Consider the following 14,949-nt stretch of genomic DNA (forward strand, 5'->3'; position numbering starts at 1 on the left):
GGAAACATGTCTTCGCGGAATTGATGAATGTCACGCAACCGATTCTCTAGAAATCGCGCAGCGTTTAGGATAACGACATTCGGCCTACCGCAAAAGGCGACCCAATCGCCATAGGGCCTACAAGGCATATGTCTCAGGAAGGATTTAGCCACCGAGCACACAGAGAGCACAGAGGAAAGAGCTTTTTAACCACGGATTTCACGGATAACGCACTTTGCTCAATCGCAATGAAAACCCCACGCCCGCAAAATTCGCAGTTCGTCTTTCCTCCGGTCTTCTCGATGTCCTCGGTGGCTAATCCCCTCTTTGATCGTATCGATTGGGTCAATCGGTCGTTTTGTTCCCCTGATTGCAAACTTGTTACCTGATATGAAAGGCGCTTGCTCATGTCGCTGGAAGGAAAAGTCGTTCTGGTTGTTGGTGGTGGTACTGGGATCGGCAAAGCCATTGCCTTGTCGCTGGCCGCCGACGGAGCGAAGGTCGTTGTCGCAGGCCGCCGATTTGAAGTCCTGGAACAAGTCGCTGCCGAGAGCAATGCCGAAATCCACTGCCACAGCGTCGATGTCGCGGACCGCACCAGCGTGAAGGGCCTGTTCGACTTCGTTTCCAAAACGCTCGGGCAACTCGATATTTTGGTCAATGCCGCCGGCATCAACATCAAAACCCGCAGCATGGCCGAAATGACCCCAGAGCAGTGGGACCAAGTCATGCAAATCAACGCGACCGGCGGCTACAACCTGCTGTATCAGGCGTTGCCCCCCATGCGCGAGCGAAAGGATGGGCTGATTATCAACATCTCGTCGATCTCCGGCAAACGAGCTTACGCCCTGGGCGGCATCGCCTACAGTGCGTCGAAGTTCGCCATGACGGCCCTGGGCACCGCGGTCGGAAACGAAGTCGCCGCCGAGGGGGTTCGCATTACCAACATCTATCCTGGCGAAGTTGAAACGCCTATCCTCGACCAACGCCCCAGCGCCCCGACGGCCGAGCACCGTGCCCGGATGCTGCAGCCGGAAGATTTTAGCGAGGTGGTGCTGTCGATCTGTCACCTGCCACCGAGGGCGCACGTGGCCGAGTTGATTATCAAGCCGACCCAGCAGGAATACACCTAAGATTGCGGCACTCAAGTTGCGGGCAGTGAAGGGCGTTACGAACCGATTCACTGCTCGCTACGGAAAGGTATCTACCATGTCGTTCGACTCCGAGTATCACGAACAGGCCCCAACCCGGGAAGAGATCGATCAAACCACTGGCAAGGTCGTTCTCGAGTTCGGCGCTAACTGGTGCGGCCACTGCCAGGGGCTTGCCCCAACAGTCGAGTCGCTGCTGTCCAGTGCTGACGATGTGCAACACATTCGCGTCGCCGACGGCAAAGGAAAACGCCTGGGTCGCAGCTTCGGAGTGAAGTTGTGGCCGACGCTCGTTTTACTTTCCGATGGGGAAGTGATCGAGCAACTGGTACGGCCATCGCCGGCGCAGTTAAAAAACAATTTCCAGTCGTTCGCCACTCCGTAATCTACCGCGTGGCATCGCTCACAACCCCAAATACGATCATCCCGACGCACGATAGGTTCAGCAGCGTGGCGATGCCCCCTAGGACAATCCCGATCCACGCATGCACCGAACCCTTGACCGCCGGGTTCTGGGCTCTTCGGCGGAGGCCCATGATGCCCAGAACGAAGGCCGGGATCGAGGCGAAAATACCGATCACGGGAAACAGGCCAAGGATCGCCAGGTAGTAGGCCGCTAAAGCTGCCGGATTCTTATAAGGAATCAGTCCGCCGGTGCCGTCTCCGGAGGTATCCAACGGCTCGACGCCGGTGGCCGCTTCCAGCCCGGTATGGGGCGAATTGTATGGATTCGAGTCAGTCATGGCTGGGCCCTTGTCATTGACGAGCTTATGGTAGAAGACCTGCTTCGCTCTGGCAGCCGTAATTTTGCCTCATCCGCGCGATCATTGCGAGATCTGTATGGGCGAAATTACCAGGCATCTGTGCCCGTTGACGAAAGCGGGGCGCTTTCCGACAATTCAATATTCTTTCCGGGGCTTGGGTAGGCTCTGGGGTCACACTAGGTCTCAACCACGACGTTGCCATGAACTTAATCAAGCAAAACGATCCCGCAGTTTGGGCAGCCATCGAGGCCGAACAGGTCCGTCAGGCCGATGGTCTGGAAATGATCGCCTCGGAAAACTACACCAGCGCTGCCATTCAACAGGCCGTCGGTAGCGTACTGACCAACAAGTACGCCGAAGGCTACCCCGGGCGTCGCTACTACGGCGGCTGCGAACATGTCGACGTGGTCGAGCAGTTAGCCATCGACCGAGCCAAACAGCTCTTTGGCGCCGAGCACGCCAACGTCCAGCCGCACGCCGGCAGCCAGGCCAACTTTGCCGTCTACCTGACCGCCGTTGAGCCGGGCGACACGATCCTCGGCTTGGACCTGGCCCATGGTGGCCACCTGACCCACGGCATGAAGCTGAACGTCAGCGGCATTCTGTACAATTTCATCAATTACGGCGTCGACCCTGAAACACATCGTTTGGACTTCGACGCGATCGCCAAGCTGGCCAAAGAGCACAAGCCGAAGTTGATCGTCGCGGGTGCTTCCGCTTACCCACGAGAGATCCCGCACGAAAAGTTCGCCGAGATCGCCAACGATGTCGGAGCAAAGCTGTTTGTCGACATGGCTCACTATGCCGGTCTGGTCGCCGGCGGCATCCACAATAGCCCGGTGCCGTATGCCGACTTTGTGACAACGACCTGTCACAAGACGCTACGTGGCCCGCGTTCTGGTCTGATCCTGTGCAAGGAAGAGCACCAGAAGATGATCAACCGCAACGTCTTCCCCGGCACCCAAGGTGGCCCGTTGATGCACGTCATCGCCGGTAAAGCGTTGTGCTTCCAGGAAGCGTTGCAGCCCGAGTTCAAGCAGTACGCCCAACAAGTGGTCGACAACGCCAAGACCCTGGCCGACGCGCTGATGGCCGGTGGCCTGAAGCTCGTCTCCGGCGGCACCGAGAACCACCTCATGTTGGTCGACGTCACGGCCGTCGGCACGACCGGTACGGCAGCCGAAAACGCCTTGGGTGCCAGTGGCATCACGGTCAATAAAAACATGATCCCATTCGACCAACGTAAGCCGATGGACCCTAGCGGCGTGCGAATTGGAACGCCGGCACTAACCACCCGCGGCATGAAAACCGACGAAATGAAGACCATCGGCGGCTGGATCCTGGAAGCATTGAAAGCCCCCGAAGATGCCGCGATTCATGGTCGCATCCGCAGCGAAGTCGTCACCATGTGCGAACAGTTCCCCGTGCCAGGCCAGGCGGTTGAACTGCATTAAACACCACCGTGGGAATAGCGGATCAACGCGTGTTAAACGGTGCGTAGCCTCTGAATGGGGCTACGCTTTTTTTGTAGAGCCTCGCACTCACGCAACTATTTCCCCAACGTTGGAGCGTGAACATTGACAACAATTCATGCCGAGTTTGAACGGCTCTCTCGTGTCTTTGACCGTATCGGCTTTCCTCTCAAAACGGCTCCACCAGCGAGCAACACGCAAATCGACACTCTGACTGAAGTTACCGGCATCACCGTATGTGATGATCTCAAAGATCTTTGGCAACTATCTAACGGATCACGAAAATACTTTTGGCTGGCCGATGGTGAAGATGAGGAGTTTACACCTCATGCCTTTCTATCGATCAAGGAGGTTATATCGCAGTGGAAACTTTTCGCACCCTATGATCAGGCGTTATATTCCCAATGGCATGATAACGAATCTTGGGGCGAGCGTGATCCACGCATCCAACGTTACTTCTTACGACATCGTAAGTGGTTGGCCTTCACCAATTCGTATGGCAGCAACCAACAGCTATATTTCGATGCTGATCCAACTCAACAGGGCACCTATGGCCAGATGATCATGTTCGTCCACGACCCCGACGGCGTTTACTGGTCCGGCAAAAGCTTCCTCTCCTTCTTCAAACGGTCAAACGATTTACTGGAAGCACTTTCTGACGCCCCAGAGCTACTCGTTGAACGATTAGAGCTTGAAGATTCGGTGAATTCACTCGGCCCAGGACTACGAGCCCCTGATACTTGTCATGAAGTTGAATTCGATTTCAATGGGATTCGTGTCACCTGGATGGAATCGGTGAAGGGCAGGGCGAGCACTTCAGAATCATTGCCAAAGCACCCTAATCCACTGGAAAATAGTTACCGTGTAATTGACCTACCTTTCATACTTAAAATTCATCACGGCAATTTGCTGTTCGAAGATGATGGTCTCGAATTCGACTTTGGTTCCATAAAAGGACGAGATCACATCCGTGTTGCCGGATACAACAAGATTTTCGTGAACGGCGAATTACGAAAACCACACACCGACACGTAAGTATCGTTACCCGCCCGCCAAACGTGGCATCCAGTGATATGTTGATTCGCTCTTATCGAGGGATACCTTGCGGTCACTTGCTCCCGAAGATCAGCCCGCCAACCCCATAACCGATCGCACTGCCAACTCCGCCTCCGATGGCGCCCCCAATGGCCCCGCCTGGGACGATCCCCGTTTCGCGGTTTAACACTAACATGACGATAACGCCAATGACTCCTCCGGCGATCCCGCAGACTTGAACGGCCCCATTGGACTTTGCCTCGGCTTGATCTTTTACCGGCTTGCCGTGCTGATCGTAGAGGCCGGAATGAACTTCCGTCTTGTTCTCGAAGATATGAAGTTGAATAGCCGTGGCTCTGGTCGTTCGACTGACGACCGATTGGCGGAGTGTGTATTCACGACTGCCGAAATAAATATTTTGGGGCTCATCATCGGTTAACTTGCCTTCAAAGACGACCTCCCCGTTCACCGAAATACGGTCTTTGCCCGAGACAAACCCTTTGTCGATTTTGATTTTGTCGCCAGCTGCTTCGATCACAGTTGCCATTTATCTTCCTCTTGAATTTCGATGTCGGCCGATACAAACAGTCCCTATGGGTAGACCCAGACCCACAGCATAGGCAGCCAGGCAAGCTATTTCCACAACTTATGGAAATCTTTATAGCAAGCCGCTCGGCCTTCGAATGGTGATAGGCGCATGCCCACCCCGTGCAGACCGCATTCAGTGCGATCCGTCTGCTTCGCGTCACTGCTCGCTACCTACTTGCCTGCTGGGGCGTCACGGAGGCCCACGCTGGTGCGTGCTGTCCGACTCAGGTGCCATGCTCACGTCTGTGTAGGCGTGGCTTCGCTTCGAGCGATTCAGAGCGCGGCCCAGTATTATTACCGGTCGCTTCTTCGCATTTACGTGTCTGCGTGAAAAAGCTAGATGGCCCCTGAAGCAAGAGTGATCCGAGGACGATAAATGCAAGTTAGAGGATAAACGCTTCAGTAAGATAGTGCGCGGGCTTTTCTAGAGGGATGGGCATCTGCGTTGCCGAACGCAGGCAGCTAAGCCAATCCCAGGTGGGCTTTGGCCGAGCTTCAGTTGGCACGAAACATGCTTCTGACTAGTTGCAAGCTTTCAATTCGGGGATGCTTCGCCGGTAACTTATTTTTTGCAACTTAAAGCCTTGGAAACTCACCATGAAACGAACGACGCGTCACCACTCCACTCTCGTTTTTGGATCCGTAACCTTAATGATCCTGCTGACTGGGCTTGCCCACAGCCAAGAGCGTGAGGAAAGCCAAGTTGAGATTCTTAAGGGAGCCGGTCAACCGATTGAAGACGTTGACGTCGACGCACAGCAGGTCGCGGAGTTAATTGTCCGGCAGACCAACGAGTTTCGCGAAGCCCAGGGTAGGGGACCGGTAAAGACCAATTCGAAACTAGCCGCCACGGCCCAGACATTTGCGGATTACATGGCAAGAACAGACAGGTACGGGCATCGAGCCGACGGCAATCGCCCCGCCGACCGGGCTTCCGAACACGACTACCAATACTGCATCGTGGCCGAAAACATCGCATATCGATACAACTCGGCCGGAACCGAGACCGAAGCTTTGGCCGACAAATTCGTGCAGGGATGGAAAGATTCGCCCGGCCATCGCGAAAACATGCTCGATCGGGACGTTCGTGAGACCGGCGTGGCCGTCGCGGTGAGTAAGGAGACTAGCCACTGGTATGCCGTACAGATGTTCGGTCGGCCCAAGTCCGACGCAATCGAATTTCAGATTGCCAACCATGCAGACAAGGAAGTTGGCTATTCAATGGGCGAAAAAAGCTTTCAACTGCCGCCACGTTATACCCGCACCCACATGAGTTGCCGTTTAGCCCCAGTGAAGTTCGACTTTCCGGGCAAAAGCGGCGAGGCCGACGCACAGGTACAGCCGAAAACGGGAGATCATTTCTCGATTGAAGAAGACGAGAATGAGCTTCGTGTGAAGAAAGAGAAGGAGTGACCGCAGGTCGAATGCGAAGTGTAACGTCACCACGATCGAATCAAAGTATTTCGTTCAACAGTATGTAAAGTACAAGCTCCCCCTCGAAAGAATCATTCACCATCCTATTTCATGGCATACTCTGGCTTGCAGGACCACTGAGCCGCTGCCAGCCCTCTCCCCGAGCGGGGAGAGGGAACAGGGTATGATGCTAACTACTTGCCCATGAGTTGCTGCTTGAGGAACTCGTAGGTTAGCGCCGTCATGAAGGCGCGTTGCTTGTTATCGGCGGCGCCGGCGTGGCCCCCTTCGATGTTCTCGTAGTAGAGAACCGGGTGTCCCATCTTCTTCATCCGGGCAACCATCTTCCGGGCATGGCCAGGGTGAACGCGGTCGTCGCGGGTACTGGTGGTGAAGAGAGTATTGGGGTACTTCACGTCTTCTTCTACCAGGTGATACGGCGAGAAGGTCTTCATGAATTCCCACTGCTCTGGCTCGTCGGGGTTGCCGTACTCGCCCATCCAACTGGCACCGGCCAACAGCAAGTGGAATCGCTTCATATCCAACAACGGTACCTGACTGACCACAGCGCCCCACAGGTCGGGGCGAAGCACCAGCATGTTGCCTGTAAGCAGACCGCCGTTACTGCCACCCATCACGCCGAGATGCTGGGGACTGGTCACCTTGCGGGCAATCAGATCTTCAGCCACGGCAATGAAATCTTCGTACGCTTTGTGGCGGTTCTCTTTCAGTGCCGCTTGATGCCACTTCGGTCCGAACTCGCCGCCGCCGCGGATGTTGGCCACGACAAAGACGCCTCCTTCGGTGAGCCAGGCGGTACCGGTGGTGGCCGAGTAGTTGGGCACCATCGGAACTTCAAACCCGCCGTAGCCGTAGAGCAGCGTGGCGTTCTCGCCGTCGAGCTTTAGGTCTTTGTGCGAAACCTGGAAGTAAGGGATCTTGGTGCCGTCCTGCGAGGTCGCTTCAAACTGCTCGACCACGATGCCGGTAGCATCGTAGAACGCCGGCAGCGACTTGAGCTTCTCTAGGGCCGGATCGCCGGCGGTGCCCAGGTACAGCGTTGTTGGCAGCGTGTAATCGGTAACCGTAAGGAAGAACTCGTCCGACACTTCTTCGTCGACCGCACCGACCGAGATCGTACCGAACTCTGGCACGCCGGGCATGGGCTCGCTTTTCCACTTGCCATCTTCGCCAGGCGTCCACAGGTAGATCTTGTTGCGGACGTTGTCCAGTTCGTTGACGATCAAGTGATTCTTGGTCGGACTGTAACCGGCCAACGACTTGCGATCGGTAGGCTCGAACAGCACGGTGAACTCGCGTTTGCCGTTCATGTAGTCGTCGTAGTTACCCACCAGGAGGGCGCCTGGTTCGTAGCTCTGGCCGCCGACTTCCCATGTGCTGCGAGGCTGAATGAAGATCCACTCGCGGTGGACGTTCACTTCGGCGTCGTCAGGCTTCTCGATCTCGACCAGATCGCCGTCGACCACTTGCCACAGCTTGCTGGTATAGAAGGTGATCGCGCGGCTGACGAACTCGCGCTCGAAGCCAGGCGTTTTGTCGTAGACGCCGGTGATGCTGACGTCGGTCTTTTCGCCTTCGAAGATTGTCTTGGCTTGTTCTAGTTCCGTGCCACGTTTCCACTCTTTAACGATACGTGGGTAGCCAGAATCGGTGAGAGAGCCTTCGCCGAAGTTGGTGCCGACGAGCAAGGTGTCTTTGTCCTTCCACGAGACGCGACTCTTGGCTTCCGGCAGATAGAAACCGTCTTGGACGAACTCACGCGTTTCCATATCGAATTCGCGTTTGATATCTGCATCGGCCCCGCCGCGCGAGAGCTTGACCATGGCGTGGCGGTAGTCTGGCCTCAGCATCGAAACGCCGTGCCAGACCCAGTTTTCGCCTTCCTCTTTACCCAGTGCATCGACATCGATGATGACGTCCCACTCGGGATTATCCTTCTTGTACTCTTCGGGCGTGGTGCGTCGCCACAGGCCTCGCGGGTGCTCGCCATCTTGCCAGAAATTGTAGTAGTAAGGGCCACGCTTGACGACGAAGGGAATTCGCTCGTTCGAGTTGAGGATCTTTAAGATCTTTTCTTCCAACTGCTGAAAGCCTTGCGACTCGGTCAGTTGGGCGGTGCTTTCTTTGTTTTGCTCTTTGACCCAGTCGAGGGCCTTTTCGCCGGTGACGTCTTCCAGCCAAAGATTAGGGTCATCGGACGGGGTTTCCGTGGCCGTTTGCGCCATGACGAGATTTCCTCCGTGAGGCAAAATAAATGAGATCAAACCAACCAGAAGCAAGGGGATCGCACGCATCAACTGACTCCATGTTCCGTGGGATTTCCTGGGTGTCGAGTGTAGGTTTCCATCGTACGCGTGCGGCTACCCCTGTGACAACCTGGGAGAATTGGCCGAAATTTGACCAATTCGCGGATCTCCGCCGTTGTTGGGGGTGTCTCAATGAAGGGGACGTTTTCTAAAATGCATGGGAAGTCGCAGAAATCGACCAAGAGGCAGGGCCTCCAATTCAAATAGGTTAGCCCAGAGATTCATCCGTTCATCGACATTTGAAATCGTAAGAGAGCACTTTTGGCACGCGTTGTATTAGCCATGTCTGGGGGCGTCGATAGTAGTGTCGCCGCCCATTTATTGAAGCGTGACGGTCACGACGTCATTGGGGTGTTCATGCGCCACGGCGAAGAGAGCCCGGTGGCTGAGTGCAGCTTGGATGCCCCTGGGGGTGGAACGGCGCTGCAAATTCTCAATCAGCGTGCCGATCACAAGCAAGGCTGCTGCAGTGCTTCCGACGCAGCCGACGCGCGGCGGGTCGCCGATCGGATGGACATTCCGTTCTACGCACTGAATCTGCAACAAGAGTTCGGTCAGATCATGGAGTACTTCGCCGACGAGTACATCCGCGGCCGGACCCCCAACCCTTGCGTGATGTGCAACAACTGGATCAAGTTCGGCAAGTTATTCGAATACGCCGATAGCGTCGGGGCCGAGTACGTCGCTACCGGGCACTACGCGAAGTTGGTTCCCACGGACGAATCCGACGGCATTCCGCGAATGGTTCGTGGCGTCGATCCGGGCAAAGACCAAACGTATGTGCTGTTCGGCATTCAACGAGACTACCTCAAGCGGATGCTGCTGCCGGTGGGTGATTTCTACAAAGATGAAATCCGCGCGATGGCCGGCGAGACAGGTCTGCGTGTGGCCGATAAGAAGGACAGCCAGGAAATCTGCTTTGTGACCAGTGGCAAGCACGATCAGTTTGTGAAACAGCGGCGACCGGCCGCCCAGACGGCAGGCGATTTCGTCCTAACCGATGGCAGCGTCGTCGGACAGCACGACGGGATCGAGCGGTTCACTATCGGCCAGCGGAAGGGGCTAGGCATTGCCCTGGGCGAGCCTCATTACGTGGTGAAGATTGACCCGGTCGAAAACAGCGTGGTTCTCGGAAAGCTCGAAGAGCTAGGCTGTGCGGATTTAACCGCCAACCAGTGCAACTGGCTGGTCCAGCCCAAGTCGGACGAGTTTCGCTGCGAAGCGATGATCCGCTACAACAGCGCGGCGCTGCCGGCCACGGTTAAGATGCTGCCGGCAGGACGCATCGCGGTGACCTTCGACCAGCCGCGCAACGGCGTCGCCCCCGGCCAAGCCGTTGTATGCTACGACGGCGACACCGTACTAGGCGGCGGCTGGATCGAATAACGGTGAGTACGCACGAGATCTGAGGGAAAGCCTAACACTAGGTGAATCTTAAAACTGAGGGCCCCAACACGGGGAATGCATCCTGAATGCATGGTTAGCCCAGAGATAAAGCTCTGGGCCAAACGCAGGCAGCGCGGAGTTGTCTCCCTTCTTTCCCTGGCTGCATGCACCGGCGTGCCATCAGTGCATCCAGCAAGACAGGAAAGCTGGTACGAGCTTAACGAGGGTGCGAGGAAACGAGCGAGGGAAATCTCGATTTTGCCGATGATTCAACCCCTTTCTGGCCGACTCTAGAAGACGTACGCGTGCTGGGTTGCCGATCCGGCGTGAGCGCAGCCTGTCGAGACGTTGCGTCGACAACCATATTCTGGAGTAGAACCTCAATGACCAAGCTGATTCCCTTCACGTTCGTTTTGGCTATCGTCGCCCTGACCTCACAGGTCAACGCTCAAGAGTTGAAGGTGGTCGATGGAAACGAAGAAAAGAAACCACTGAGCGTGGAAGATGTTCCTTCGCTAGGCAATGCGACCCCCGAAATGTGGTTTTACCTGCAAGAGATGCGTCGCTATGAAGATCCGTCCGCTGCTCGCCGCCGCCGTGCGGAACTGACCGCATCGGCTCGCCGAGCTCGCATGATCTCGCAACAGTGGTACGGCATTAACAACCTGCGTCCTTCGGCTAACGCCGTTCCGATGATGTACCGCTATTCGGCTCACCAGTCGAACGTCTCGTGGGACGCGACGCAGCACACCTACTACAATACAACGACCACACCAACCGTCGGCGGTCCTCGCCAGTTCTAAGACGGCGAAGTCAGTAACTGATAAGATAACGGGACCAGTGAAAATGCTGGTCCCGTTTTCGTTTCGAATCGTGGGTTGCTCTTAGAAGCCCAGGCCTGGGCCAGTGAGAACACCGGTCCCCACGGTGCCGTCGGTGATGTTGAACATCTCGGGAAAACGATCTCGCCAGGCGTCATTACCGGCAGGGCAGTATTGCCGACCGTTCCCTTCGATAGCGGCGATCGTCGGCAAGCGAGCCGCGATGCTGGCCGAATGCAGAAAGGACGCCCCGGGGCACGTCAGATCCTGCACGCACAGAAACAAGTTATACTTCTGGGCTGCGGCCCCCATCAGCAACGCCTCGGAGTGCCCCTTACACGCTTTGAGCGCCACACCGCTGTAGCCTTGCTCGCGTGAAAGAAAGAGCGTGTCGAGACCGATCAGCGACTCGTCGATCACCACCGGCTTAATCTTGGCGGCTGCGTGCATCTTGTTTTCAGGATGCTTGCTAAGATCGCGATGGGTCGGCTGTTCGATGTACTGAACTCGATCCATCGCCGCAGGGCTGACCTCTTGCAGTTTGGCTAGGAAGTCCAGCACGTACTGCACGCTGGCACACTTCTCGTTGAAATCGAGCGAATAAAACCACGACGTGATGCCGCGTTTGGTTTGGGCAGCGGTCGAAACTTTGTCGATCTTGGCAACCCGGGCCACATCCCAGTCGAGGTCGTCTCCGTTGAGTTTGATTTTCAGATGCGTCAGCCCATCGGCCGCAATCCACTGGGGCAGCGTCTCTGGCAGGCCATCACCAACCGGCTGCTCGAGTTCGTCGTGGTCCAGCGGATCGAGCGCCCCCACCAGGTGATACAGCGGCATGGTAGGCTGCGGCTGACGCGTGGTGTACTGATCGAGGTACTCGCCGGCGAAGTCTTCGTTCAAGAAGCCAGAGAGATCTTCCTCGATGAACTCTTTTCCGAGCGTGTTGTAACTGTTTAGCCCAAGCGCTTTGCCATAGGCATCGTGCAGGGCCGCGTCGACAGGACTTCCGGCGACCAACAAGGCCAACTCGGGGATCGACTCTGGCAGGGAAAGCTCGGCTACCAACTGCTTGCCGATACCGATGAGCGGTTGATGTAGCGAGCGGGAATGCTGCAGCGGATGAGCGGCCTCATTGAGCTTGCTGGCTTCGGCCGAAAACCGATGGGCGACTTCCACCATGGTTTGCAGCGTTTGGCTACTGTCGACCTGCTGAGATGGCCAACCCCAGATATTGCCCAACGGCATCGAGCCATAACCGTGGCCAATCTTACCACTGTTGGTTTCGACGGTGATCTCGACGTTGAACATAGTCACGTCGGTAGCGATGCGTCCCCCAAACTTCATGGGGGTACGATATTGAATGGTGTTCGTCGATGGCTTAACTTCGCGAACGACGACGTCGGTGGGCTTACTCATGGTGGCTCGTCCTGGCAGAAGGAAGAAGAAGCCACTCATCGTAAGCGCTGACAGGTGACGTGAAAACGGGCCACGTCACCTGAAACGTTCCGCAGAAGGTATCTCGTGATACCCACCGCGACCAAAAAAACTAACGCGGTGCTAAACCAGCCCTTTACGGACCGCCCAGACTGCGGCCTGCGTACGATCCGACACACCTACTTTGCGCAAGATATGCTGGACGTGTTCTTTGACCGTTTCGTAGCTGATGTGCAGCGCCTGAGCGATTTCTTTGTTGGTCAACCCTAAGGCCAACTGACGAAGCACTTCGCTTTCTCGCTGGGTCAGCGGGACTTCCACGTCCGCATTGAGACGTGGCGTTGCCAAAGCACCGGTCACGCGGCGCAGTTCGTCGCGGGTCCAGGCATTTTCGCCTCGGTTGGCGGTGCGAATGGCGTCCAGCAGACGATCTCGCGAATCCCCTTTAAGGACGTAACCACATGCCCCCAAAGCAACGGCACGTGCGACATAGGTGGGGTTATCGTAGGTCGATAAAACCAGGATCGGCAGATTAGGATGATCGAGCTTAAGACGCCCCAACGTCGTTAAACCATCTCCCTCAGGCATACGAATGTCGAGAAGCACAACGTCAGGTTTAACTTCGTCGACCAACTTGATCGCGCCGTCTCCTGTTGCTGCTTCGGCGACAATTTCAATGTCACTGTCTGCTACCAATGTTTTCAGTCCGCAACGAACCACTTCGTGGTCATCCGCAACGAGAACTCGAATTGCCATCGATTACTCCACAATCAATATCTAAGTAAGCCGCATCTTGGATTCTGTTGAAGAATCGACCAACAGCACAAGTCATAGGTAAGACTGCCCATCCTACGCTTATTGTGCCCGAACTACTTCCTGGCCGAAAGCAACTCGAGATACGGTTCTATCTGGGTTTGGCCTGCCATCTGGGGTGGGTTGCTGCGTGTTTGACGAAAAAAATCTTGCGCTTGCCTCGAATACCCCACAAGTGACGTAAGACGGCAACCACACCACCCACTAGAGACAGATTAACCTAACCCATAAAAATTGCTAGGGCTACGTCATAAACAGAAGGAGTAAATGCTCTGCCGAAGTTAAAAAACCAAGAACATTCCATTACTTACGGCAAACCGCTTGCGGAATTGCCGCACGCAACTCACCCGTTAATTGGCGGCATTTATTTGAACCTCATTGAGTTATCTACCGGTTCCTGCGTAAATACCGCAAAAGGGTGTCAATAAAAAAACCGGGATTAACTTCTGGCTGAAAATCAAATTCCTTTGATGGGTGTAATACAGAATACATTTCAGAGCAAAAAGTATTCTCAGAGAAAATCTCAAACCCTTGTAGGAAACAAGAGGCTGCGTCTGGAAAAATAGGCAGTTGACGCAAAAGAAAAAAAGAGGCGCCGGCCGGATTCGAACCGGCGATGGCGGATTTGCAATCCGCTGCCTTAGCCACTTGGCCACGGCGCCTTAAAAATCGCGATTGCGCGATCAATAGCGATTGGTTTGATTATTCCAAATTCGCTGACTTTGACAATGGTATCGGAAGCCTGAGGGCTCCCTCTTCAATGAATTTCTTGATATCTGGCAAGCTTTCACCAGTTAGTAAGAACCAAACCATTGGCAAATAACTGCCGCGAGCGTCCTTCTAAGTTCGATCTGATATTTCATTCATGGATATCCATCCATTTTTAAAGTCAGATCGAAGAAGGAATCTTCGCATGCGGTATCTATTCGCTTGGGTCAGCAGTTTCACTAGGAATGACCATGTCGTCAACCAAGCGGTTCGTCAGTTGACCGAAATTGCCCGAGAAAGAGTCAATTCGTCTGCTGGCAACCGGCCGCTGGCACAGGCCGATGGCTATCAGCGTGCACGTTTGCGGCAAATGGTTCGCGAATATCTGGATGCGCTCGAGAAGGAGGATTTAGACGTTTCAACGGCAAGACGCCAGCCACTAGTTGAGAAAATCCTGGAGCGACTTGTCGAGCAGGACCTCATTCAAACAGAGCCGGAGGTAGCAGCTCTCAGGTTGCCCCGAAAAGCGGCATAATCGTTAGTCTTCACGCAGATCGCATCTTTTTTCATCGACCAAGCTAAACGTGCCAATCGAATGGCCGAGCGGTTGCCGATCTCGCAAAGGTCCCAAGCGATGGGGCTATTCACCATTTTCATGCGATTTGTGACATGCGAGGCGGCCGATGAATCCTACCCAAAATTCGCTTCCCGACCTGCGAAAGCTCAACCAACGTCTGGCATTCAATGGGGTCCGCGTTCAAGCGTTCCTCGACGGCCTGACACCGCGTATGGACCAGCTTTTGCTGGCTATTAGCGAAGGAAACATGTCGGAGGTTGGTCGCACGAGCCACTTCATTTATCGCTGCTGCGATGTATATGGCTACGACGAATTGGCACTGAAAGCAGGAGAAGTCTGTGAATCAGCAGCCGCTTGTGAATCCGTAGAAGTTGTCGGACGTAAAGTCGTGCGACTGATGGGTGCGTTTGGCCGCACTTCCGAAGAAGCTCAGGCAACGATGGCGACTTAAAGTCGCTATCGTTTATTTGTAGAGCGACGT

General features: G+C 55.2%; 14 protein-coding genes and 1 tRNA gene. 9 read left to right on the top strand and 6 right to left on the bottom strand.

Features of this window, described 5'->3' with window-relative positions; genetic code table 11:
* The first annotated feature begins 386 nt into the window (after positions 1 to 386).
* Both HOV93_RS09960 and HOV93_RS09965 read left to right on the top strand, forming a co-directional pair.
* The gene (locus HOV93_RS09960) at positions 387 to 1,112 is read left to right on the top strand and encodes an SDR family oxidoreductase (protein ID WP_207396352.1); all 726 of its coding nucleotides are present in this window, start codon (positions 387 to 389) and stop codon (positions 1,110 to 1,112) included.
* 76 nt (positions 1,113 to 1,188) lie between these two features.
* Positions 1,189 to 1,515, top strand: coding sequence for a thioredoxin family protein (locus HOV93_RS09965; RefSeq protein ID WP_207396353.1), 327 nt, complete (start codon positions 1,189 to 1,191; stop codon positions 1,513 to 1,515).
* Position 1,516: 1 nt separating this feature from the next.
* Here the strand turns inward: HOV93_RS09965 and HOV93_RS09970 are convergent, their stop codons facing one another.
* Positions 1,517 to 1,873, bottom strand: coding sequence for a DUF4190 domain-containing protein (locus HOV93_RS09970; protein ID WP_207396354.1), 357 nt, complete (start codon positions 1,871 to 1,873; stop codon positions 1,517 to 1,519).
* Between the two features lie 221 nt (positions 1,874 to 2,094).
* Between HOV93_RS09970 and HOV93_RS09975 the strand changes: the two genes are divergently transcribed.
* On the top strand, positions 2,095 to 3,348 hold the full coding sequence (locus HOV93_RS09975; protein ID WP_207396355.1) for a serine hydroxymethyltransferase: 1,254 nt from the start codon (positions 2,095 to 2,097) through the stop codon (positions 3,346 to 3,348).
* Between the two features lie 123 nt (positions 3,349 to 3,471).
* The gene (locus tag HOV93_RS09980; protein WP_207396356.1) at positions 3,472 to 4,401 is read left to right on the top strand and encodes an SMI1/KNR4 family protein; all 930 of its coding nucleotides are present in this window, start codon (positions 3,472 to 3,474) and stop codon (positions 4,399 to 4,401) included.
* 73 nt (positions 4,402 to 4,474) lie between these two features.
* On the opposite strand, the gene HOV93_RS09985 is transcribed toward HOV93_RS09980, so the two are convergent.
* Entirely contained in the window at positions 4,475 to 4,948 is a 474-nt protein-coding gene (locus tag HOV93_RS09985; RefSeq protein WP_207396357.1) for a hypothetical protein, read from the bottom strand.
* A gap of 638 nt (positions 4,949 to 5,586) precedes the next feature.
* Between HOV93_RS09985 and HOV93_RS09990 the strand changes: the two genes are divergently transcribed.
* Positions 5,587 to 6,402 (top strand): CAP domain-containing protein, encoded by an 816-nt coding sequence (locus HOV93_RS09990; RefSeq protein WP_207396358.1) that lies wholly within the window; start codon positions 5,587 to 5,589, stop codon positions 6,400 to 6,402.
* 194 nt (positions 6,403 to 6,596) lie between these two features.
* Here HOV93_RS09990 and HOV93_RS09995 read toward each other — a convergent pair whose 3' ends face one another.
* Positions 6,597 to 8,648, bottom strand: coding sequence for a prolyl oligopeptidase family serine peptidase (locus HOV93_RS09995; protein ID WP_207396359.1), 2,052 nt, complete (start codon positions 8,646 to 8,648; stop codon positions 6,597 to 6,599).
* Positions 8,649 to 8,990: 342 nt separating this feature from the next.
* Here HOV93_RS09995 and mnmA point away from each other — a divergent pair, with 342 nt between their 5' ends.
* The gene (gene mnmA, locus HOV93_RS10000) at positions 8,991 to 10,115 is read left to right on the top strand and encodes a tRNA 2-thiouridine(34) synthase MnmA (RefSeq protein WP_207396360.1); all 1,125 of its coding nucleotides are present in this window, start codon (positions 8,991 to 8,993) and stop codon (positions 10,113 to 10,115) included.
* A gap of 383 nt (positions 10,116 to 10,498) precedes the next feature.
* Positions 10,499 to 10,918, top strand: coding sequence for a hypothetical protein (locus HOV93_RS10005; protein WP_207396361.1), 420 nt, complete (start codon positions 10,499 to 10,501; stop codon positions 10,916 to 10,918).
* Positions 10,919 to 10,999: 81 nt separating this feature from the next.
* Here the strand turns inward: HOV93_RS10005 and HOV93_RS10010 are convergent, their stop codons facing one another.
* The 3 genes from HOV93_RS10010 to HOV93_RS10020 form a co-directional block, all read right to left on the bottom strand.
* Positions 11,000 to 12,352 carry a mandelate racemase/muconate lactonizing enzyme family protein gene (locus tag HOV93_RS10010; RefSeq protein ID WP_207396362.1) on the bottom strand — a complete coding sequence of 451 codons (1,353 nt, stop codon included), beginning with the start codon at positions 12,350 to 12,352 and terminating at the stop codon, positions 11,000 to 11,002.
* Positions 12,353 to 12,493: 141 nt separating this feature from the next.
* Positions 12,494 to 13,126 (bottom strand): response regulator, encoded by a 633-nt coding sequence (locus HOV93_RS10015; RefSeq protein WP_207396363.1) that lies wholly within the window; start codon positions 13,124 to 13,126, stop codon positions 12,494 to 12,496.
* 647 nt (positions 13,127 to 13,773) lie between these two features.
* Positions 13,774 to 13,845 (bottom strand) — tRNA-Cys (locus HOV93_RS10020).
* A 251-nt stretch (positions 13,846 to 14,096) separates the two neighbouring features.
* On the opposite strand from HOV93_RS10020, the gene HOV93_RS10025 reads away from it, so the two are divergent.
* Both HOV93_RS10025 and HOV93_RS10030 read left to right on the top strand, forming a co-directional pair.
* Entirely contained in the window at positions 14,097 to 14,426 is a 330-nt protein-coding gene (locus HOV93_RS10025; protein ID WP_207396364.1) for a hypothetical protein, read from the top strand.
* Between the two features lie 148 nt (positions 14,427 to 14,574).
* Complete coding sequence (locus tag HOV93_RS10030) at positions 14,575 to 14,919, top strand: hypothetical protein (protein WP_207396365.1); 345 nt, start codon at positions 14,575 to 14,577, stop codon at positions 14,917 to 14,919.
* Positions 14,920 to 14,949: the final 30 nt, after the last annotated feature.

Source organism: Bremerella alba, assembly GCF_013618625.1.
GTDB classification, from domain to species: domain Bacteria; phylum Planctomycetota; class Planctomycetia; order Pirellulales; family Pirellulaceae; genus Bremerella; species Bremerella alba.

Bases quoted from the DNA above. Each gene is read 5' to 3' on its own strand.
- HOV93_RS09960 (WP_207396352.1), top strand. From the start codon at position 387: ATGTCGCTGGAAGGAAAAGTCGTTCTGGTTGTTGGTGGTGGTACTGGG.
- HOV93_RS09965 (WP_207396353.1), top strand. From the start codon at position 1,189: ATGTCGTTCGACTCCGAGTATCACGAACAGGCCCCAACCCGGGAAGAG.
- HOV93_RS09970 (WP_207396354.1), bottom strand. From the start codon at position 1,873: ATGACTGACTCGAATCCATACAATTCGCCCCATACCGGGCTGGAAGCG.
- HOV93_RS09975 (WP_207396355.1), top strand. From the start codon at position 2,095: ATGAACTTAATCAAGCAAAACGATCCCGCAGTTTGGGCAGCCATCGAG.
- HOV93_RS09985 (WP_207396357.1), bottom strand. From the start codon at position 4,948: ATGGCAACTGTGATCGAAGCAGCTGGCGACAAAATCAAAATCGACAAA.
- HOV93_RS09990 (WP_207396358.1), top strand. From the start codon at position 5,587: ATGAAACGAACGACGCGTCACCACTCCACTCTCGTTTTTGGATCCGTA.
- HOV93_RS09995 (WP_207396359.1), bottom strand. From the start codon at position 8,648: ATGGCGCAAACGGCCACGGAAACCCCGTCCGATGACCCTAATCTTTGG.
- HOV93_RS10005 (WP_207396361.1), top strand. From the start codon at position 10,499: ATGACCAAGCTGATTCCCTTCACGTTCGTTTTGGCTATCGTCGCCCTG.
- HOV93_RS10010 (WP_207396362.1), bottom strand. From the start codon at position 12,352: ATGAGTAAGCCCACCGACGTCGTCGTTCGCGAAGTTAAGCCATCGACG.
- HOV93_RS10015 (WP_207396363.1), bottom strand. From the start codon at position 13,126: ATGGCAATTCGAGTTCTCGTTGCGGATGACCACGAAGTGGTTCGTTGC.
- HOV93_RS10025 (WP_207396364.1), top strand. From the start codon at position 14,097: ATGCGGTATCTATTCGCTTGGGTCAGCAGTTTCACTAGGAATGACCAT.
- HOV93_RS10030 (WP_207396365.1), top strand. From the start codon at position 14,575: ATGAATCCTACCCAAAATTCGCTTCCCGACCTGCGAAAGCTCAACCAA.